Genomic DNA, 22,069 nt, shown 5'->3' on the forward strand with positions numbered 1-22,069 from the left:
AACTTCATACTAATATGATTTATTTGCGTTATTATTTGCAACATTAACATGAGCCGAAGAAAGAAATTACAGATCCTGATACCCTTTGTAATGCTGCTATTTTTAGGCGCATATGCCAAGCACCGTTTATTGGATAAAAAACCAATAAGCGGCACGTTGAGCAACAAGCTAATGGACGAAACATCGGGAATAGCGGCTTCATCTATCAACCCCGATGTATATTATGTACATAATGACAGCGGTGATACCAGCCGTTTTTTTTCGATAAATCCTGAAGGCAAATTAAAGGCCACCATTTATTTTAAGGGAGACAAGAATATACAATCAGGTGTTCAGGACTGCGAGGATATTGCCGTTGGCCCTGGTCCGCAAAAAGGCAAAAGCTATGTTTATCTCGGCGATATTGGCGATAACGCTCAAAATCGGAAGGTAATTACTGTTTACCGTTTTTTGGAAAACACCTTATGGGCACAGGATACTACAACACATGCCGTACCCGTAGCTGTTAATTTAAAGTATCCGGATGGTCCGAAAGATGCTGAAACGTTAATGATTGACCCGCTTGAAAAGCTTTTATATATTGTAACCAAGCGTGGCGACACCGTGGCTGTGTATACGGCGCCATTAAGTTATAAAGCCAATGATACGCTTACCTTAACCAGGCATACCAAATTATTTTTCCCCGGTTTTAAACCTTTTAAATGGATCACCGCGGGTGATATCTCCAAAGACGGCAAGCAGATTCTGCTAAAAAGCTACGAAAAGGTTTACTATTGGCAACGCCAGCCCCATGAGCATGTATGGGATGCCATGGCCAGGAAACCAAGGGAGCTGCCTTACACTATTGAAAAACAAGGTGAAGCCATAGGTTTTACACCCGATGGCAAAGGATACTATACTACAAGCGAGGGCGTATTTTCGCCCATTTACTATTACGATAGCCCGGAAAAATAAATCGATAGCGAGTTAAAGCACCAAATAAAAAATGCCCGTGAAATATAAAACTTCACAGGCATTTTCTATTAAGTTGCCGGCAGCAAACGTTGCTCCCGGGCTATTTTTCTACCCTCAACAACAACACACCATGTGGTGCAACTTTAGCGGTTAAGGCATTGCCGGTAACCACAATATACTTTTGCTGCCAGGCATCCCTGAATTTGGTATAACCTGCTATAGCAGGATCGGCTTTATCAAGGCTTATGGTCTGGTATTTATCGGATGTATTGAACAGGCCGATTGCCTTGCCGCCATCTTTCAACTCTTTTACCCAAACCTGGTAATCATCTTTTTTGATATATTGGCTTGCGCCTTTACCTAATGCGTCCTGGTCAATTGCCAGTACTTCATCGTTGGTAAGCAGGCTTAACGTAAAGGCATCCAGGTGCCCCATATCGCAACCAATTAACAGAGGCGATGCCAACAGGCTCCACAAGCTGATATGTGTATACTGCTCATCAAACGTAAGCCTGGTGTTATGCAGGCTTGGGCCCCATCCTACTTTGCCAACAACCAGCATATCCGGATCGTTAAAATGGCCGGGCTGGGCATGTGGCGCTGCCTGTCCCTGGTTAAAGCCGATGGTTGACATACTTTGCCAGGTATCCTGGATATCGCCTGTTGTGCGCCAGCTATTGCCGTTTACATCGGCACCCCACTCCCATACATTGCCCCAGCCGTACTGGCAAAGGCTATACATGATATCGCGGTTTACTTTACCTAATGCGGCCTGCATTACCTGGTAAGGCTTTTTCAGTCCATCAAGGTCGGGTTTGGGTGCAATATCCGAGTATGAGCACCAATCGTATTTTAAATAGTCGATACCCCAGTCGGCGTAGGTTTGGGCATCCTGGTCTTCATGCTGCCAGCTGCCTAAAAACCCACCGCAGGTACGCGGGCCCGGCGACGAATAAATACCCATGCGCAAGCCTAAACCATGTACAAAATCGGTAAGACCTTTCATATCGGGGAATTTGCTATTGGCTACAATTTTGCCATCAGCAGCGCGGTTTTCCGCTTCCCATCCATCATCAATATTAATATAAGCCCAACCGTGCGCGCTCAGTTTATCAATCATGGCTTTGGCAGATATGCGTACCTTTTCGTCGTTAACACTCAGGCCCCAGGCGTTCCAGCTGTTCCAGCCTAAAGCAGGGGTTAAGCCAATATTATCGCCAATGCTAATGGCAAATTGTTTTGTTTTAGCACCAAGGCTATTGCTTACCGTAAAAGTTACCGGGTAGTTACCCTTTTGCGCTACCGAACCGCTGATTACCCCGGTTGCGGCATCTACCTTTAAACCTTCTGGAAGCCCTGCAACCTTGTACAATAATGGCCTTTTACCTGTAGCAGGTATCAGGTAAAGAAATGGGTGGCCCGGCCGGGCGCCAAATACATCGGCACCATTAATTTTCACCTTAGCCGTTGGGTAAGGCGTTAAAATATAGGGCGTAGTTTCTGTCTGTACTATCGATTTTCCTGATTTGGTATCGGTAAAAGTGTAGCTGATAGTATATGATCTTTTTGCCAGGCGCGCTATCGAAAACGAGTAGGTAAACGGCTTGCCACTGGTAAAATTGGCCGGATTTGTTTTTTCGTAAAGCACGGTACCGTTTTCCGGGTCGGTTACTTTAAATGCAAGGGTGCCGCTGTATTGGTAAGCATTTGTGGTGTGTAGTTTAACACTTTTGCTAAGGCTGTTGTTGTCGCCGTAAACAAAATCGGCCTCGGTATTTACAGCCACATGGTCCATTACATCGGCCATGGTGATGTTAAATGTGCTGCCGTAGCCGCTGGTTACCAAACCGCCATCGCCGCCGGTATCAAATATCCGTACTGCCAGCACGTTTTCTTTATCCCACAAAATAGCGGGATTGTTTGCTGCTATGGTATATGAGCGGCCGCCATAATGGCCATCTTTTATAGTACCGCCGTAACCGCCATATTTGGCTACCAGTTTACCGTTAAGGTAAACCTCATCATTATCATCAACAGTACCTAAATTTAAGCGGAGGCTATCTTTCAGATACGATTTATCTTTTAATGACGAAGGAATAACCACTTTGGTACGGTACCAACCGAAGCCATCATAATTGGGATGGCCCTGGCGTTCCCAGTTGTCGTTAAGGTTGGCAACCTGCCAGTGCTGGTCGTTATAAGTTGGCGACGCCCACTGGGCCGAATCGCCGACTGTAAATTTCCAGCCTTTGCTAATGGAAACCTCCTGCGCCGAAGCTGTCAGGAAACCCGTCGCAAGGAATAACATGGTAAAAATTTTTCTTATCATAATTAATGTTTTAATGATACCATTAAAAGTCGCCATAAATTAAGGCGGCCTGCAATTGGTTCAGAATGGTTTACTGGTTTTTTATACTTTTTAAAGGTATAAAGATTTCCAGAAAATAGAAATGTATGTGTAACATTTATTAAAAATGGGAATAGTCTAAAATCGTCATTGCGAGGTACGAAGCAATCCCCTACGTGCTAAGTCTCACATAGTTCGGGATTGCTTCGTACCTTATAATGACATGATTATAATGCGTTGATTATCAAGCGTATTTTTTATTCCCCTCTCGAGAGGGGGCGCGGTAGGAGGTGCGTTGGCAGGGGTGTGTTTTTCCGCGTTTCATTGCGCGTGCATAACACACCCCTCCGCCCCTCTCAAGAGGGGAATCGCACTTTTCCACCGCTTTTTAAAAGGAAGCGCAAATCTGATGGTACCCAGAATAACCCCATTTGCAACCATGTCATTACTGTTTTTTCCAGCCGAAGCTGATGGATACTCGCTATGACGGTAGTTTAGGACATCAATTTAACGACAACGACCAGGCCGGCTTTTACTTACTCAACAAATCCACATACTTCACCTGCTCGGGGAACCAAACGGTCATCTCGCCTTTGCCGCGGTTTGCCCATGAGTAATATGGAATAGCGGTTAGCGTGCTGGTAACAGTGCTCACATTCTGATTAGCTTCATCAACATTAACACTTTTTACATCGGCCTTTAATGTCATTACGCCGTTTAGCAAATCGGCATTATAGGTTGGGGTAAAAACAACATTTTTAGGGATAATAAAACTGCTTGGCTTGCCGGCATTATCTTTCCACTCGGCGCAATACATGATAGGGCCGCGCTGGAGGGCGATTTTGCCATTATCGTCGGCCAGTTTTTCGTTGGCTATTACACGTTGCACATCCATAGGCAGGGTAAGCTCTATCTTATCGTTCTTTTTCCATTTTTTGCTGATCACCGCATAGCCATGGTCCATCTGGTAATCAACGGCTTTACCGTTTACCTTTATTTCTATTTTTTGTGCCGATGATTTCTCGTAGCTGTACAAATCGGATGGGATAGCTTTATTCTGTGCCCAGCCCGGAATACGGATCCTGAGGTTCATATCCATAGCCGATGCAGGATCGATGTTGAATACCAAACCGCCCTCCCAGGGGTAATTATTCTGCTGGGTAATTTTAAGCGCCTTTTCGCCAACCTTCAAATTTGCCGATCCGCTGATGAACAGGTTTACATACACATCCTTGCCATTTTGGGCATACATATAACCGGGGATAGACGGAATTAACCGTACGATATTGGTTGGGCAGCAGGAGCAGGTAAACCAGCCCGAGCGCTCACGCTCAATATCCGGATGGGTAAAGCTATCGCGGATTTGCATAGCATTGGTGTAAAAGAAAGATTTACCATCGAGCCCAACACCCGAGATTAAGCCGTTATACAGGGTTTTCTCTAACAGATCGATATATTTTGAATCGCCGTGCAATAAAAACATCCTTTGGTTCCAGAAAACATTGCCTATAGCCGCGCAGGTTTCGTTGTAAGCGGTTGTGTTTGGCAGTTCGTAATTGCCGCCAAAGCGTTCACCATCGCCCACGGCGCCTATACTGCCCTGTACGTATATCTTTTTGCTCACCATGTTATCCCAGATCTTGTCAATAGCGGCGATATACTCTTTATCGCCGGTGAGGGCTGCAACATCTGTCATGCCCGAATACAGGTACATTGCCCGTACAGCATGGCCTTCGGCCTCCTCCTGGTTGGTAACGGGGGTATCATCCTGCCAGTAAACACCGTTTTCGAATGGATTTTTGCTTTTTTTGTTGTATTCCTTGTGGCCGCGGGCATCAATAAAAAATTTGGCCAGGTCAAGGTACTCCTTTTTGCCGCTGATACGGTACAGGCGAACCAGGCCCATCTCAACAATTTCATGGCCGGGCGCAACCGTGCGTTTACCGGGGCCAAAAGTACGTACCAGCAAATCGGCGTTTTTAAGGGCGATATTTAAGAAATTACGTTTGCCGGTAGCCATAAAATGGGCGGCGGCGGCTTCGTACATATGGCCGGCATTGTAAAGCTCGTGGCTCATATTCTGCTCATTCACCCAGCGCTCGGGGCCGGCCCAGGCTTGCGGATGTATCGGATCGATAGTGCGGGCGGTGTATAGGTAGCCATCGGGTTCCTGCGCCTTGCCTACTATGGTGATCATCGAATCGAGGTAATGATCCAGCTGCTTATCAGGATGTACGGCTAACGAATATGATGCGCCTTCGATAGTTTTATAAATATCGGTATCATCAAAGGGGTAAGTGGTACAAAATTTACCCGAACGGGCCGCGGCCATCTGGAAATTTTTTACCCTGCCGGTACTTTCGCAACGGGTAAACGATGCCGGAATAGTGGCCGTGCGGTTGGTTTCAATCCGCGAATTCCAGAAATGATCGGCCAGTTTTACATTGGTAAACGGAACCGGCTGAATAGGATAATCCTGCTGTTTTTGTGCAAAGGCCGAAAAGCCGCAGCATACAGCTAATAATAAACAGATGTTTTTACGCATAACGGGTTAATATAATTGGCAATAACAATATAAAGATACTACATTTCAAATGTACATTAATTGTTGTTTTCACACTAATTAATTTTAACTGTTATTAGCAGAAAATTACCCGCTGCTATATTGATACTATAAGCAACAACTCACGTCCGTAAAATCGACTTCAAGCGATAAATCAATGAAATAATAATTTATATCATTTATAATCAGTTATTTATATTCTATACAGTACTTTGTATTGCATAATACTATATAAAACACTTACCTTTATTTTAAACTTAATCATCAGTATATGAAAACAGCATTCGATTTAAAAAAAGCGGTTATTATCATCTTTTTGCTGGTAGCCGGCAGCACAACAGTTTTTGCGCAGTGCGACCAAACCGTAACCTTAACATCATCAAAAACAAGTAAGGTTGATGACCAGGGCAACACTGACAGCAGGGATGAAAACACGGTTATTACCATTACTAAAACAGATGTAACCATTGTTCCCGGTGGCGACGATCACAAGATGTCGGGCCCAATCAGTTCAAAAACCTGCGACTGGAAAACGCCTTTTAAAGACGGCAAAACGGTTATAAAAGCGAAACTCAGTGATGACAATGGTCATGACAGAACAGCAACCATAACTATCACCGGCGTAGCGGGCAAAGTTACGCTTACGTTTGAAGCCGAGGAAAAGCCGGGAATGAAAATCTTTGTTATAGCAGATAAATTTGAGTAGGCTTATTTATTTTTTTGCGTGAGGCGGATGGAATCTGCCTTACGTTTATTTTCCAGCGATAAATATTACCTCTATTACAGGGCATTCAGGATTTGCAATACCGATTTGCATGTGGGAGACGCAATTATGCGTCTCTACATTTGAATGTTAACCTTGCGCCCCCCCCTCTCCATATACATTAAAACTTAACCTATTGTTTATGATAAATTTTAATAGCAACAGTATTTTTAGCTACAGAAAAACAACACGTTATGAAAAGAAAATTCTTAACAACTGTATTCCTGTGCTGCTGCTTTTTAGCCTGTTTAGCTGCCATTGCCGATTTTAGCGGAAGCTGGGGCGGAATTTTAACCATGGAGAATGGCGACCAATATCCCTTAACCTATCATTTTAAAATTGATGGTGATAAACTAACCGGCACCGTACAAACCCCTAAAGGCGAACTACCCGTTGACGACGGTAAAATTAACGGAGATAAATTCACATTCACGGTTACCCTTGGCGATATCGAAATACCACACAGCGGCAAATTTTATGGCGATTCTATCGGCGTGGACATTGCGGCTAATGGGGTTAAAGTGCATACTACACTGAAAAGGAAGTAGCGTTAAATTATGTTGCGGGCGACGTTATAAGTTATACAATTCGGCTAAATTCGGGAGGAGACTGACGAATATCGCATGGCGGCTACGACTCACCCCGACGAGGCTACGCCCGTCTGCCCCTCTCTCCGCTTCGCGTGACTGTTGCACAACTAAACAAGCCAACAGTGGCTTTAGAATTAAGTTCTTTGAAATATTGATTAAAATATTGATTATTAGTATATTAGCACATGCAAGGAAAGAAAATACACCAAGAAAGCTTGTTCATACAGTTTCAGCTTTCCGACTACGTACCAGCTGATAATTTTTACCGTCGGTTAAAAAGTTTGCTTGATTTAGACTTCTTGTATCCGACAACTTTGAAGTATTATGGCAAGGAAGGTCAAAAAAGCATCGACCCGGTTGTATTTATGAAATTGATGCTCGTTGGTTATCTCGAAAATATTAATAGCGACCGCCGGATTGTTATTTCATCGGGAATGCGGATGGACATTCTTTATTTTCTCGGTTATGACCTTGGCCAGGAATTACCGTGGCATTCTACGTTAAGCCGCACCCGCAAGCTTTTTGGAGAGGAAACATTCCTTGAATTGTTTAAGCAAGTACTGAAGCTTTGCATTAATAACGGGATGATTAGCGGCAAACGGCAAGCTGTGGACAGTGCTTTAATACCTGCCAATGCGGCTAAACAAAGTATGGTTGAGCGGATAGTGATGGAAGATGCATCTGTGTTCAGCCGGGAATTGAATGATAATATCGAGGATGATCCTGCAAAGCCGAAGGAGCCAAAAAGCGACAATGATGAAGGGCCGAAGAATAAAGACGTTGCGCCGACCAATCAAACACACTTCAGCCCTTCAGACCCGGATGCCCGTTTAACCACCAAGCCAGGTAAACCGATGAGATTGTATTACCGGTCGCAAATGAGTGTGGATACAGCCAGTCATTGCATAACCTATATACAGGCATTTAAGGGAAACGAGGCTGACAACAGTTCTTTGCCGGTAATACTACCGCAGATTGCCGGTAACATGGCTGACCATGGCATTCAGGTTGAAGAAATTCTGGCAGATACAGGCTACAGTAGCGGTAAAGCTATACGGGCATTAACTGCCAATGGTATGAAAGGATATATTCCTGCTCCCGGAACTTATAAGTCTTCAAGGGAAGGCGAAGGGTTCATATACGATGATAACTATGACCGGTATACTTGTATAATGGGTGTCCATCTGCCCTTCAAACGCATCGAATCTGCTTATAATGAACCGACTGTTTTCAAGAAGATTTATGAGTCCAGCATTAGTGATTGCAAAAACTGTCCATTTAAGGACATTTGCGCCAATAAAAAAGGCTTCAAGAAGCTGGTTGACTCTGCGGACAAACCGCTTTATGAATATATGCAACGGCGGGTAGAGAGCCCCAGAGGTAAACAGATGATGTCGCTGCGCTCCAGTACAGTCGAACCGGTATTCGGCTCCTTAATTAATTACACGAGCTTAGACCGAATAAACACTAAAGGACTTAAACAAGCAAATAAATGTATGCTTATGGCTGCCGCCGCTTATAATATCAAAAAACTGCTCAAATGTAAGTTCGGGCCACTGATAGCAGCGCCAATCCCGGCCATAGGTGGCCTGAAAGGTCTGTTTAATCAGTTGTTCATGCAATTTATAGGATACAAACAGCAACATGCTGTGAACTTCCTAACTTCGTTTTAATCAATAGTTCAAAGAACGGACGAACAGGCTCACGTCTGTATAACAGTCTCAATAGTTGCGCAACGGCCACTTCGCGCATAGAGGAGCGAAGAAAACTATTTTTTTATTCCTCACCCTCCTTGCGGCGAAGCCTGAGAGAGGGTGGCCCAGCGGAGCGTCGGCCGGGTGAGTCGTAGCCAGCGTTCAAGCTAATGTTTATGTAAACCCAAACACATCAAAGATAGCCTACGAAGCGTTGCGGGCGAAGGCCTTTTCCGCACGACCTTTCGACAGGCTCAGCGTGACAGGCCCGCTCACAGTTGAAAAATAAACACGTCATTAAATGCTTCCTGGCTATTGCCAACATTACCAATTAAATGCGCTTAATTTTTGATAATTTTGCCGCCCTAACTATACTTTGTGTAGTTGTGCCAAACGCAATTTTATGCCAACAACGTATACCAAAACTTTAGCCCGAAAAATTCTTTTTGCGTTCCTTGCCTTCGCCATCATTTTTTCAGTTACAGCGCTTATTGTCCGCACGTCGATTACTAAAAAGTTAGCGAATATTTCTAAACTGGCCAATAATATGGACCAGGGGAATCATCATCCCGAGCATATTTTGTTATTACTGCACCAGGCCGAAGACGATTTCCAGGCGTCTTTACTCAATACTAACAGTAAAAATAGCGACGATTATAAAACAAAGCTAATCTCGGCATTTAACGAACTGGATACTTTGCTTAAAGCACATGCCGATACAAGCAGCCTTAACATCGTACAAAGCAAAAAAATAAAGTCGTGGTACCAAAAAAAGTTAGCCCTATCTAACCAGCTCTTTGGGCTCAAGCACAATTTTGATTCATTGCTTACTGTTTATGCTGCATTTAACATCGAAGCCGTCAAGTATGCGCAGGAACTTTCCGGCAACGCCAATAAATCATTAAAAATTCAAACAGATACTGTTAAAAAAATAACGCCTTCAGCCAAAAGGAGTCTTTTTAAACGAATTAAAGATGCCATTAACAATAAGGACGACAAGACGATATCTGCAATAGAGATTAACCATCGCAACAATTTAAAGGAGGTTAATGCATCTACACAAAAGCTATTAACTAAGGATCAGAAAGCTTACGCCAGCAGCCTGAGGCAATTGCAGCAACAAAACCTAAAGCTGATAACGATGCAGCGCGAACTGATTGTCCTGAATTCGCATATCAGCAATGAGCTGGAGCGCATTATTAATGACATAAAAGAATTAAATTACAACGCGACCAGCGAGTTCAGGGATATATTGTTTAAAAACTACCAGGAAACCACGGGATTGTTGAATACCTTCTCGCTTATAGCTTTATTCCTGGTGCTTGTGTTTGCTACGCTACTCATTCTATTTATCATTCAGCTTAACCGGGCCGAACTGCTGCTACACAAAGAAATTGAACAATCGGTTACCATTGCTCAACAAAAGATGGACCTGCTTTTGCATATGAGCCACGAGGTACGTAACCCGCTTACCGCCATCAGGGGCTTCCTTTACATTTTTGGTAAAACCAACCTGGCTAAAAAACAAGCTGACATGCTCGATTCTATCAAGCACTCATCGGATATGCTGCTGCGCACCCTGAACGACACCCTGGATGCAGCAAAAATGGAAAACAGCGAGTTTAAAATTAGCACGGAACCTTTTAATCCTGATGATGCACTAAAAACAGTTGTTGAAAGCATGGAGTTTGGCGCAACTAAAAAGGGGTTAACATTAGATTACCATTTTAAAGGCGACAAAGACGCTATTTTACTGGGCGATAGCCTTAGGCTGAAACAGATTATGGTTAACCTGCTAAGCAACGCTATTAAATTTACCAAGGAAGGCGGCATCAGGGTAATAGCCGAATTGGTTGGCCCGGAAAATAAGCTGATTGTTGATGTCAGGGACACCGGGGATGGTATTAGTCCGGAGCAGCAGTCCAATTTGTTTTCAAAATACTATCAAACCAGTTCATCAAACGGAAAGGCAGGTACCGGGCTGGGACTATTTATTTGCAAACAACTGATAAAGCTGCAAGACGGGCATATTACCGTAGATAGCAAACCCGGGGCAGGCACTACGTTTAGTTTTACCATTCAGTATCAAAAAAGCAATAACGAGGCTGTTGTTAAACCCGACACGCTTGACCCTGCATTGTTATTGAATGGCATTACCATTTTGGCAGTTGACGACAATGAGCTTGATTTGATGTCGTTAAAAATGATACTGGCCCGTTGGAATGTTAATTTTTTACAGGCAGGTAACGCAAAACAAGCATTAGAGATAATTGCCAAAAATGATGTAAACGTTGTGCTTACAGCCGTGCCTGCCCAAGAAACAGATGTAGCCGAATTGTTGACGGCCTTGCAAAAATCAACCACCTCCATTAATAAGTTACCTGTAATTGCTATAAGTGGCGTACCGGCAGATGCGGAAAACTATTTAAAGATGGGTTTTGCTGATATTATTGAAAAATCTGTTGTAGATACCCAATTGGTGGGTAAACTTGTTAAGGTATTGAAGCCGCAAGCGGGGAACTTGCATTGATGGTAGAATTTGAGTACCCGCAAATCCCCATTAGCGCCTTGAGTGGCTGCCTGCAGGGTGGCAGATTTATGGTTTTAACAAACAATCCTTTTTGATCATAAGTCGCCCTTTGCGTCACTAACTACGCAATACTTGGGCTAAATCCGAAATTTACCCCGGGTTAAAAACATTAACCATTGGTAGTGTACCACCCCGTACCGCCCCGTGTCAGGGTGTTTCAGGGTGTTTCAGGGTGTTTCAGGGCGTTTCAGGGCGTTTCATCCCGTACCGGTACACACACTTGCAATTAAATCACACTGTTCGATTTATATGACTTCGGACGGTAACACATTTACGTTCGTTGTTTATATAACCATACATTTTTTAAACTACTTCAGCGTATATTTGTCTATTAAATATGCTCATTAAAATATATCCCGAAAACCCGAACCCTAAAGCGATAGAGCAGGTTGTTGAAGTGCTGCGCAAAGGCGGATTGATTATTTATCCTACAGATACCATTTACGGGCTTGGTTGCGATATCACCAACCACAAAGCTATCGAAGCAATTTGCAAAATCAGGAATATTAAACCCGAGAAGGCTAATTTTTCATTTATCTGCTATGATTTAAGCCACATATCTGATTATATTAAACCGATAGATAACACAACATTCCGTGTGCTTAAAAAAGCATTGCCCGGCCCGTTTACCTTTATATTTAACGCCAGCCATAAGGTGCCCAAGCTATTAAGCAGCAACAAAAAGACGGTTGGTATCCGTGTTCCTGACAACGATATTGCCCGAGAAATTGTACGTGTATTAGGTAACCCCATCCTATCAACCTCTATCCGCGACGACGACGATATCATCGAATACTCAACCGACCCGGAACTGATCCACGAAAAATATGAAGACCTGGTTGATATAGTGATTGATGGCGGCTACGGCGATAACGTAGCCTCGACTGTTGTTGACTGTACCAACGGCGAGTTTGAGGTAATTCGTGAGGGTAAAGGAGATCTGGAGATGTATTTGTAGGTGCTCTGGGGTTACCAGTTGTATTGATATTTTACGTCATTGTGAGGAACCATCGGGTAAGCCTGAAAAAAAAATGGTAATGGCTTTAGATGTTTACAACAACCATGTCATTGCGAGTAATCACCAGCTTGGCTGGAAAAAACAGAAATGACATTGCTGCAAATGGGGCTTTTGTAGAGACGCATAATTGCGTCTCCCGCAGGACATTCAGGATTTGCAAGGTGTGATTGCAAAGCCGATTTGCATGTGTGATTTGCATGCGGGAGAAGCAATTATGCGTCTCTACAAAAAAACAATATTGATAATCAATAATTTACAATGATGTCATTATAAGCGATAGCGTGGCGATCGCGAACTGTTCGGGTCCGCCATACAGAGTTCGCGATTGCTTCGTTCCTCGCAATGACATAAATTACCAAAAGCACATCGTTGAAAATAAGCCATTTACAAACCCATCATTATAAGACAGGAAAAAATCCCCGACATGCTAAGTCCCAGATAGTTCGGGATTGCTTCGTACCTCGCAATGACGACTGAAAAGTGTGCTATTTCTTACGGCCTTATCCCCTTAATAAACCCTGGTATCTTCCCCATATAATCCTCCTCAGCCAGCAACTTTACAAACTTACTGCCTACAATAGCGCCGTTTGCGTAGGCACATGCTTGTTTAAAAGTATTGTTGTCCGATATACCGAAACCAATGATAGTTGGGTTTTTAAGTTCCATGGCTTTAATGCGCTTGTAATAATCTTCAATGCTGTTGGTTAGCTGCAGGCTGCCGCCAGTGATGGAAGATGATGACAGCAGGTAAATAAAGCTGTTGCTCAGTTCATCAATTTTACGGATACGGTCTTCGGATGTTTGCGGAGTAACCAGGAAAATATTGCTCAGGTTGTTATCTGTAAAATAATTGGCGTATTTAGCTTCATACTCATACATCGGTAGATCGGGCACTATTACACCGTCTACACCTAATTCAACTGCCTTTTTGCAAAAACGTTCGATACCGTATTGTACTATCGGGTTAAAATAGCCCATCAATAAAATTGGGATAGCAACGCGTTTACGTAGTTCGGTCAGTTCTTCAAACAGCACGTTGAGGGTCATACCATTTTCCAAAGCCTGTTCAGAACTGTGCTGAATTGTGGGCCCATCGGCCACAGGATCCGAGTACGGGAAACCAATTTCCAGGAAATCAGCCCCGGCTTTTTCCAAAGCCTCGGCAATATCAACGGTAGTATTTAGTGCGGGATAACCCGCGGTAAAGTATATAGATAACAAATTATCCTTTTTGGTAGCGAAAAGCTTGTTTAGGCGGTTCATTGTGTTTTGTTTGTCCATAGTCGATAGTCCATAGACCATGGTTTTGTTTATTTTATTTCCTTCCATGGACTATCGACCATGGACCATCAACTAATTAATACCCGAAATATTTAATATAAGTATCCAAATCCTTATCTCCCCGGCCGGATATACAGATAACAACGTTATCATCGGTTTCGAATGTCATTTTCTCAAGTTGTGCCAGTGCGTGGGCTGTTTCAATAGCCGGAATGATGCCTTCCATTTGGGAACATAATAAGCCTGCCTGTAACGCCTCGTCATCGGTAATACTGGTGTATTGGGCGCGGTTTATTTTGTACAGGTGTGCATGCTGCGGACCAATGCCGGGGTAATCCAGCCCGGCCGATATGGAGTATGGCTCCACCACCTGGCCATCCTCTGTTTGCATCAGTATGGTACGGCTGCCATGCAGAACGCCTTCCTGGCCCAAAAATGTGGTAGCTGCAGAGTGGCCGCTGTTAACACCTTTGCCTGCTGCTTCAACTGCAACCAGCTTCACGTCTTCGTCGTCCAAAAAATGGTAAAACATGCCCATGGCATTACTGCCGCCACCTACACAAGCCATTACGTATTGAGGTAACTCGTTGCCTGTTTGCTCCAATAACTGTTTTTTAGTCTCTTCTGATATCACGGATTGAAAACGGGCCACCATATCCGGAAAAGGATACGGCCCAACCACCGATCCGATGATGTAATGGGTATCAACGGGGTTGCCTATCCAATCGCGCAGGGCCTCGTTGGTGGCATCCTTCAGGGTTTTACTGCCCGATGTAGCCGGCCTTACCGTAGCACCCAGCATCTTCATACGCGATACATTGGGAGCCTGGCGTTCCATATCAACTGCGCCCATGTAAACCACGCATTCAATACCCATCAGGGCACAAACAGTAGCTGTGGCAACACCATGCTGCCCGGCGCCGGTTTCGGCAATAATACGTTTTTTCCCTAAGCGCTTAGCCAGCAGAATTTGCCCGATAGCATTGTTGATCTTGTGCGATCCGGTGTGGTTCAGGTCCTCGCGTTTAAAAAATATGTTGGCCCCATACTTTTCCGAATATCTTTTAGCGTGATATAGCGGCGAAGGCCTGCCTACATAGTTTTTCAGCAGGTCGTCAAATTCGGCTTTAAAACCTGGATCATTAATAATGTTGATATATTGAAGCCTTAACTCCTCAACATTTGGATAAAGCATTTCAGGGATATAGGCGCCGCCAAAATCGCCATAATAACCTTGCTCGTTAACTCCGTATTTCATTTGTAATAGTTTGCTTGTTGATGATATCAAATGCTTGTTTTAGTTTACCGGTATCTTTAAAACCCGGCGCCGTTTCAAAACGGCTATTTAAATCAACCCCGTAAAATTGCGGGTGATTAATCTTTTTAATTTCTTCCAGGTTATCCAGGCTTATACCACCCGATAAAAAGAAGGGGACTTCCAGTTTATAATTATCCAGCATCCCCCAGTCAAAAGTTTTACCCGAGCCACCATAGGCAGCAGTTTTTGTATCGAACAGGAAATAGTCTACTTTGTTTATGTAATTATCGAGCTGGCCGAAATCGAAATTTCCGTCCAACCCAAAAGCTTTAAACACGGTAACCCTGTCCCGAAAACTGTGACTAAATTCCGGCGATTCGTCGCCGTGCAGTTGTATTGCATCAAAACCGTACGCATCTATCAAAGAATCGATTATTTCTGCACTTTCATTCACAAAAACTGCTGTTTTTTTGATGTTTTTTTGTATTTTTTTTAAACTTTCTGCAGATAATTGACCGATATATCGGGGCGAAAGCCCGTAGCAAATAAAGCCCAGGTAGTCGGGTTTTAATGCGGCTACCGCTTCAATATTTTCGGGATCTTTTAAACCGCAAACTTTTATCTTCATGTTTAGTTTTGCAATAGCAGGTTAAAACTGTTCAGTGCTTTTTTGCTCAGCAGGGCTTCTTCTGCCTCGTAAAAACAATCGGCAAAAGTCTTTTCGGGGTTGATAGTCCTGATAGCCAGGGCAGCGTTTGATAGCACTACGTTGTTTTGCGCATTGGTACCATCACCATTAAGTACGCTACTAAATATTGATGCAGAGGCACTTACCGTATCACCTCCGGCAATTTCCGATGGGTTAAGCTTTTCGAAGCCCAGGGCTTCAACGCTATTTATCTTTTCTCCCTCGGCCGAGAAGGTTTTGAAATCGCAGGTAAGGGAAACCTCGTCGTAACCCTCCAAAGCATTCACTATGGTATATTTAGTAGTTGATTTTTGGTAAAGATAGGCATATACCCTTGCCAGCTCCAGGTTAAAAACACCAACCAGCTGATTTTCAGGCTTCGCCGGATTAACCAACGGACCAAGCATGTTAAAAAATGTTTTCACCCCCAGTTCCCTGCGGATGGGCGCCACCGTTTTCATGGCTGGGTGAAACAGCGGTGCATGTAAAAAGCAAATGTTGGCTTTGTCAATTCCGCGTTTTAGTTTATCAGCATCGTTGGTAAACTGGTAGCCCAAATGCTCCATTACGTTTGACGAGCCACAACCCGATGATACACCGTAGTTACCGTGTTTGGCTACCTTATACCCCGCTCCGGCTACCACAAACGATGCAAGGGTAGATATATTAAAGGTATCCTTACCATCGCCGCCGGTACCGCACAAATCTATCAGTTCGCCGGTTTGCAAATCAATAGGCAGGCAAAGTTCCAGCATGGCATCGCGAAAGCCTTCCAGCTCATCAACGGTAATACTGCGCATACAATAGGCCGTCATAAACGCGGCCATTTGTGAGTTGTTGTACTTACCCTGAGCTATATTTATCAAAATCCCTTTTGATTGCTCCCGGCTAAAGGTTTTGTGTTCGAATAGATGATTAAGTATCTGTTTCATGCCCCCTGGCCCCCTAAAGGGGTACTTTTTAATTGTTAATTACCTAGCCCCCGACTTTTTCCCTCCCCCTTCAGGGGGCCGGGGGGCTAATAAAAAAAGGGTTACCGTATGGCAACCCTTCCTTTGAATATATTTTTTAAACAAACACGGAATTGCCTTACGATATCTCGTTAAGCCACCACCAGTTATTGTTTAATGCGTTCGTTTTCATTTATGCCACAAATATGGAAATAGTTTTTATAAAAACAAACAGATAAATTTAATTAGTGAATTATTGAATTAGTGAATTAGGAAAATTTAATGAAACTTTGCAATAAGCACTCAACTGCTTAATAATTGATTTAATGGATTATCAACATATTAACCTGCGTTCCAAATCAATAATTCACTAAATCAATAATTCACTAATTAAAAAAATGGCTATACATCAAGAAAAAATAAACCCCGAGGATGACCTTGGTTTCGGCACCCAGCCTGTAGTAAAAAGCCAGCCTGTTATCAATAAAGATGGATCTATTAACGTAAAGCGTACCGGCCTGCCGCGTTTTTCTACTGCAAACAATTACCACTCGCTTATTACCATGAGTTGGCGAAAGTTTTGGCTCATTGTTTTTAGCGGGTACTTTACAGCCAACATCATATTTGCATGCATATATGTTTCATTAGGTACCGACGTGCTTGACGGCGGGAGTGGCGATACCGGGTTTGACAGGTTTATGGATGCCTTCTTTTTTTCGGCGCAAACCATTTCGACTGTTGGTTATGGCCACATCAGTCCGAAGGGAATGGCCGCAAACAGTGTGGCCGCTTTAGAATCGATGATGGGTTTATTGGCCTTTGCATTAGCTACAGGTTTATTATACGGGCGCTTCTCCAGGCCGTCGGCTAAAATATTGTATAGCGATAATGTGTTGGTCGCTCCTTATCGCGATAAGGGTTGGGGACTAATGTTCAGACTGGCCAATTTAAGGCGCAATATATTGATAGACCTCGAGATAGAGGTTGTATTTGGCTATAACGAAGAAGTGAACGGCAAGGTGATCCGCAAGTTTTTTCAACTGGAACTGGAACGAAAATTTGTGAGCATTCTGACAGTAAACTGGACCGTGGTGCACCCCCTTGATGAAAACAGCCCGTTAAAAGACATGACCCAGGAGGAATTGGAAGCCAAACAGGCCAGTTTATCCGTCATCCTTAAAACCTTTGATGATACTTTTTCACAAACTGTACATTCCCGAACATCCTACATTTATTCGGACGTAGTTTGGGGCGCCAAATTTGTACCTGTATTTCATCGTGATGAAGACGGACAGGCAATTTTGGATATGAGTAAGATAAGTACTTATGAATTGGTGAATGGTTAATAGTGAGTGGTGAATGGATAATTTGATCAGCTTTGGCTATTCACCACTCACTACTCACTACTTCAAAAGCGGGTTCTTTTCCCTGGCAAAAACATTATAAACCATCTTATCTAAAAAGGCTGGCAGTAGCTTACTAAGCAATACTGTAAGTTTGCCCTGCAGGGTTAAAACCAGGGTGCGTGAGCGATTTTCAATGCCATCTACAATTATCCTGGCTACCTGATCGGCTGTCATCATTTTATCTTCTTCCAGGGTGCTTTCGCGCTGTTCTATCCCTTCATTATTAAGCGCGGTATTGCGGATGTTTGATGCCGTGAAGCCAGGGCAGGCGGTTAATACGTGTACGCCGGTTTTTAGGTTTTCTACCCTTAAAGCATCCAAAAAGCCATTCATGGCAAACTTTGAAGCAGAATATCCTGCGCGACCAGGCAAACCTTTATAGCCCGCTATGGATGATACTCCTACTATGCTGCCTTTGGTTTTGGTAATTTCTGGCAAAGCGTATTTGGTACAATATACCGTACCCCAAAAGTTTACATCCATTAATGACTTGAGTACTTTTAAATCAACATCCTTAAACAACGCCCGCATAGATATCCCCGCATTATTTATCAACACGTCAATTTTACCAAAAGTGATGAGGGTTTGTTTAATTAACTGGGCACAATCGTCCTCGATCGTTACATCGCACTGTACAGCCAGGGCTTTGGTTTGGTAGCGTCTTTCAATATCCTGGGTTATTACGCAAAGGGTTACATATTGGCGGGCTGCCAAAACCACAGTTGCGCCGCGTTTGGCGCATTCAATAGCCAATGATTTTCCGATGCCGGATGATGCCCCGGTTATTACTATAACTTTATCATTTAACTTCATAAGTTGAAGGGAATAGCTGCGGCAAACCCTCCACTTTAATTTCGGGCACCTTAAATAAATATTTGGCGGCGAAGATAATCATCGCACCATAAAATTCCTTAAGATAATCCCAGCTAAATTTCACATTATTACGGCTGTTGAAGTTGATGATATATGTTTTGGGAAAGTAATAATTTTTAAACCCGGCCAGCCTGATACGGTAACTCAAGTCGATATCATATCCATAGGTATGAAAACGCTCGTCAAACAGTCCCGTTTTATCGATAGCTTCTTTACGCATCAGCATAAAAGCGCCATTCACTACATCTGTTTCTGAAGTTTGAAACTCCTCCACCCAATCTTTACGCTGTACATCGGTAAGGCGCGATTTGGAAAAATATTTGGCCAGGCCTGTCATCTTAAAAAGTATTCCCCATGGTTTCGTAAAACCATGCTTTGATTCGGCAAGGAAACGGCCGTCCGGGGTTATCATCCGTACTCCCATGCCCCCGGCGTCCAAATGCATGTCCATAAATTCCAATGCCTTCTCAAAAGTTTTTTTGCCTGTAATTGTATCCGCACTGACTACTAAAATATACTCTCCGGTAGTTTCCTTAATACCCTGGTTATATGCTTTTGCTAACCCCTGGTTGCTGGTGTTGGCAATTAACTTAACTTCAGGAAACTCATTGTTTAGCATCTCTACAGATCTGTCTGTCGAGGCGTTATCCACCACAAAAACCTCGTAATTGATGCCTGCAGCGGCCCTAACAACCGAATCAATTGCAATCCGGAGCATATTACAAGTATTGTAGTTTACAAAAATGACAGATAGTTTCATACCTTACTTTGACAATGAATTTTCATACGGAACACGTGTAGCTATAGACCGCCCCAGGGTGATCTCATCTACGTACTCCAATTCACCTCCAAAGGCTATGCCACGGGCTATGGTTGATATGGTAATGTGGAAAGATTTTATACGTTTGTTTAAATAAAATAAAGTGGTATCGCCCTCCATGGTGGCGCTAAGGGCAAAAATAATCTCTTTGGCTTCGTTTTCCTTTAATCGCTCAACCAAAGTATCTACCTGCAAATCCGATGGCCCTACCCCATCCATTGGCGATATTAAGCCACCTAACACGTGATATACGCCATTGTACTGGTTGGTATTTTCAATAGCCATTACATCGCGGGTATCCTCTACAACGCAAATAAGGCTGCGGTCGCGCTTGTGCGACGAGCAAATTTCGCACACGGCATGGTCGGATATGTTATGGCAAACCGAGCAAAACATAATCTCGTTACGCAGCTTGCTCACGGTGGTGCTAAATCGTTCTACATCCTGTTTATCCTTGTTTAGCAAATGCAACACCAGCCTGAGAGCGGTTTTTTGACCAACCCCCGGTAATTTGGCAAACTCGGCTACAGCATTTTCCAGTAATTTGGACGAAAAATTCATTGTGCGAAGTTAAGGAATAAGTCTGAATCAGGATTTTCAGAATTTAAGAATTAACAGAATAAAAATAATAACACTGCAAACGCCTGTTCGATGTTTTTAAGTTTGCGTATTTTGCAAATTATCATCAGTTTTATAAAAAACACTTCCGGGCTTTCGGACTTTCCGACTTCCGGACTAATAAAACATCTATGTCGCCAGGAGTACTGTTATCATTTATTATCGGTTATTTTTTAGTGTTGCTGGTTATTTCATGGCTTACATCCCGCAAAGCATCAGATAATGATACTTTTTTTGTGGCCAACCGCAACTCTAAATGGTATTTGGTAGCCTTCGGGATGATTGGCACCGCCCTTAGCGGGGTTACCTTTATTTCGGTACCGGGCAAGGTTGGCGCGCCATCCGGCGATCAGTTTTCTTACTTTCAATTTGTATTGGGTAATGCTGCCGGCTTTCTCATTATCGCAATCGTATTGTTACCGCTTTATTACCGGTTAAAACTCACATCAATATACAGTTATATTGAGGGGGCTTTGGGCACCTGGAGCTATAAAACCGCTGCCGGGATATTCCTCATCAGCAGGGTTATCGGCTCGTCCTTCCGGCTGTACCTGGTGGTTATTGTATTACAGAAATTTATTTTTGATAGTTACCATATTCCTTTTGCAGTTACAGTGCTCATTTGTTTAGTCCTTATCTGGTCGTACACGTTTAAAGGGGGATTAAAAACCATTATTATTACCGATAGCTTACAGACTTTCTTCCTCGTGTTATCGGTATTTCTGTCGATATACTTTATTTGCAGCAGCCTGCATATGAATGTTTTTGAGGCTGCCGATGCCATTAAAAACAGCAGTTACGCCAAAATATTCTTCTTTAATGATTTCCTGAGCAGTAAATTCCATTTTACCAAAGCGTTTTTCGGTGGTATATTTATTACCATTGGCATGGTGGGGCTTGACCAGGACCTGATGCAAAAAAACCTGAGCCTTAAAAACATCAAGGAAGCCCAAAAAAACATGTTCAGTTTTACGGGGGTATTCGTGGTCATCAATATTTTCTTTTTAAGTGTAGGGGCCTTATTATGGCTGTATGCCGGCAAATATGGTATTCATGTGGATAAAACCGACTACCTGTACCCTACCATAGCCCTGCAATATTTAGGCATTGTACCGGCCATGGTTTTCATGCTGGGGCTTACAGCGGCAACTTTTGCTACCACCGATTCGGCGCTTACCGCGCTTACTACCTCTTTTTGCGTAGATTTTTTAGGCTTTAATAAAAGCACCGATCTTAACAGCAAAAAAAAGGTAGGCACACGCCATACCGTGCATATTGCGTTTTCTGGATTGATGTTTTTAACCATTGTGATATTTAACGCAATTAACAACGATGCGGTGGTAAGCGCCATATTTACTGTTGCATCTTACACATACGGGCCATTACTGGGGCTTTACTCCTTTGGTTTGTTTATAAGTAACAGGCAGGTAAGGGATAAGTTGGTACCATTTATTTGTGTGGCATCCCCTGCTATATGCTATTTTTTAAATGCCGAATCAAAATCGCTTTTGGGCGGATATGTTTTTAGCAACGAGCTCATCATTGTTAACGGATTAATTACCTTTGTCGGCTTGTGGCTGAGCTCGAGTCCGAAAGAAAGTCCGAAAGACGGAAAGTCCGGAAGTCCGAAAGTTGTAACCGGGTAAAAGCAACAAC

17 protein-coding genes are annotated in these 22,069 nt (G+C 43.3%); 8 read left to right on the top strand and 9 right to left on the bottom strand.

Features of this window, described 5'->3' with window-relative positions; genetic code table 11:
- The first annotated feature begins 48 nt into the window (after positions 1 to 48).
- A complete protein-coding gene (locus tag PQ469_RS16085) occupies positions 49 to 954 on the top strand; it encodes a hypothetical protein (RefSeq protein WP_274208589.1) in 906 nt (301 codons plus the stop codon).
- Positions 955 to 1,054: 100 nt separating this feature from the next.
- Here PQ469_RS16085 and PQ469_RS16090 read toward each other — a convergent pair whose 3' ends face one another.
- Positions 1,055 to 3,283 carry a putative Ig domain-containing protein gene (locus tag PQ469_RS16090; RefSeq protein ID WP_274208590.1) on the bottom strand — a complete coding sequence of 743 codons (2,229 nt, stop codon included), beginning with the start codon at positions 3,281 to 3,283 and terminating at the stop codon, positions 1,055 to 1,057.
- A gap of 550 nt (positions 3,284 to 3,833) precedes the next feature.
- Positions 3,834 to 5,846, bottom strand: a complete 2,013-nt coding sequence (locus PQ469_RS16095) for a glycoside hydrolase family 127 protein (RefSeq protein ID WP_274208591.1) — start codon at positions 5,844 to 5,846, stop codon at positions 3,834 to 3,836.
- Between the two features lie 289 nt (positions 5,847 to 6,135).
- On the opposite strand from PQ469_RS16095, the gene PQ469_RS16100 reads away from it, so the two are divergent.
- From PQ469_RS16100 to PQ469_RS16120, 5 genes are all read left to right on the top strand, one after another.
- The gene (locus PQ469_RS16100; RefSeq protein ID WP_090649594.1) at positions 6,136 to 6,570 is read left to right on the top strand and encodes a hypothetical protein; all 435 of its coding nucleotides are present in this window, start codon (positions 6,136 to 6,138) and stop codon (positions 6,568 to 6,570) included.
- 251 nt (positions 6,571 to 6,821) lie between these two features.
- Complete coding sequence (locus tag PQ469_RS16105) at positions 6,822 to 7,175, top strand: hypothetical protein (RefSeq protein WP_274208592.1); 354 nt, start codon at positions 6,822 to 6,824, stop codon at positions 7,173 to 7,175.
- Between the two features lie 227 nt (positions 7,176 to 7,402).
- The gene (locus PQ469_RS16110; protein ID WP_274208593.1) at positions 7,403 to 8,890 is read left to right on the top strand and encodes an IS1182 family transposase; all 1,488 of its coding nucleotides are present in this window, start codon (positions 7,403 to 7,405) and stop codon (positions 8,888 to 8,890) included.
- A gap of 424 nt (positions 8,891 to 9,314) precedes the next feature.
- Complete coding sequence (locus PQ469_RS16115) at positions 9,315 to 11,441, top strand: ATP-binding response regulator (protein ID WP_274208594.1); 2,127 nt, start codon at positions 9,315 to 9,317, stop codon at positions 11,439 to 11,441.
- Between the two features lie 397 nt (positions 11,442 to 11,838).
- On the top strand, positions 11,839 to 12,459 hold the full coding sequence (locus PQ469_RS16120) for an L-threonylcarbamoyladenylate synthase (protein WP_274208595.1): 621 nt from the start codon (positions 11,839 to 11,841) through the stop codon (positions 12,457 to 12,459).
- Positions 12,460 to 13,011: 552 nt separating this feature from the next.
- Here the strand turns inward: PQ469_RS16120 and trpA are convergent.
- From trpA to trpD, 4 genes are all read right to left on the bottom strand, one after another.
- The gene (gene trpA, locus PQ469_RS16125; RefSeq protein ID WP_274208596.1) at positions 13,012 to 13,782 is read right to left on the bottom strand and encodes a tryptophan synthase subunit alpha; all 771 of its coding nucleotides are present in this window, start codon (positions 13,780 to 13,782) and stop codon (positions 13,012 to 13,014) included.
- 94 nt (positions 13,783 to 13,876) lie between these two features.
- Positions 13,877 to 15,058, bottom strand: a complete 1,182-nt coding sequence (gene trpB, locus PQ469_RS16130) for a tryptophan synthase subunit beta (RefSeq protein ID WP_274208597.1) — start codon at positions 15,056 to 15,058, stop codon at positions 13,877 to 13,879.
- On the bottom strand, positions 15,042 to 15,686 hold the full coding sequence (locus PQ469_RS16135; protein WP_274208598.1) for a phosphoribosylanthranilate isomerase: 645 nt from the start codon (positions 15,684 to 15,686) through the stop codon (positions 15,042 to 15,044). The genes trpB and PQ469_RS16135 overlap by 17 nt, the downstream gene beginning before the upstream one ends.
- Positions 15,687 to 15,688: 2 nt before the next feature.
- Positions 15,689 to 16,678, bottom strand: coding sequence for an anthranilate phosphoribosyltransferase (trpD, locus tag PQ469_RS16140; protein ID WP_274208599.1), 990 nt, complete (start codon positions 16,676 to 16,678; stop codon positions 15,689 to 15,691).
- A 416-nt stretch (positions 16,679 to 17,094) separates the two neighbouring features.
- Here trpD and PQ469_RS16145 point away from each other — a divergent pair, with 416 nt between their 5' ends.
- Positions 17,095 to 18,042 (top strand): ion channel, encoded by a 948-nt coding sequence (locus tag PQ469_RS16145; RefSeq protein WP_274208600.1) that lies wholly within the window; start codon positions 17,095 to 17,097, stop codon positions 18,040 to 18,042.
- Positions 18,043 to 18,099: 57 nt separating this feature from the next.
- Here PQ469_RS16145 and PQ469_RS16150 read toward each other — a convergent pair whose 3' ends face one another.
- Genes PQ469_RS16150 through recR form a run of 3 tightly spaced genes read right to left on the bottom strand, consistent with a single transcriptional unit; the run spans position 18,100 to position 20,356 of the window.
- Entirely contained in the window at positions 18,100 to 18,915 is an 816-nt protein-coding gene (locus tag PQ469_RS16150) for an SDR family oxidoreductase (protein WP_274208601.1), read from the bottom strand.
- The gene (locus PQ469_RS16155) at positions 18,902 to 19,693 is read right to left on the bottom strand and encodes a glycosyltransferase family 2 protein (protein WP_274208602.1); all 792 of its coding nucleotides are present in this window, start codon (positions 19,691 to 19,693) and stop codon (positions 18,902 to 18,904) included. The genes PQ469_RS16150 and PQ469_RS16155 overlap by 14 nt, the downstream gene beginning before the upstream one ends.
- Before the next feature lie 45 nt (positions 19,694 to 19,738).
- Positions 19,739 to 20,356 carry a recombination mediator RecR gene (gene recR, locus PQ469_RS16160; protein ID WP_274208603.1) on the bottom strand — a complete coding sequence of 206 codons (618 nt, stop codon included), beginning with the start codon at positions 20,354 to 20,356 and terminating at the stop codon, positions 19,739 to 19,741.
- Between the two features lie 188 nt (positions 20,357 to 20,544).
- On the opposite strand from recR, the gene PQ469_RS16165 reads away from it, so the two are divergent.
- A complete protein-coding gene (locus tag PQ469_RS16165; RefSeq protein WP_274208604.1) occupies positions 20,545 to 22,059 on the top strand; it encodes a sodium:solute symporter in 1,515 nt (504 codons plus the stop codon).
- Positions 22,060 to 22,069 lie beyond the last annotated feature (10 nt).

The organism is Mucilaginibacter sp. KACC 22773, assembly GCF_028736215.1.
Classification (GTDB): domain Bacteria; phylum Bacteroidota; class Bacteroidia; order Sphingobacteriales; family Sphingobacteriaceae; genus Mucilaginibacter.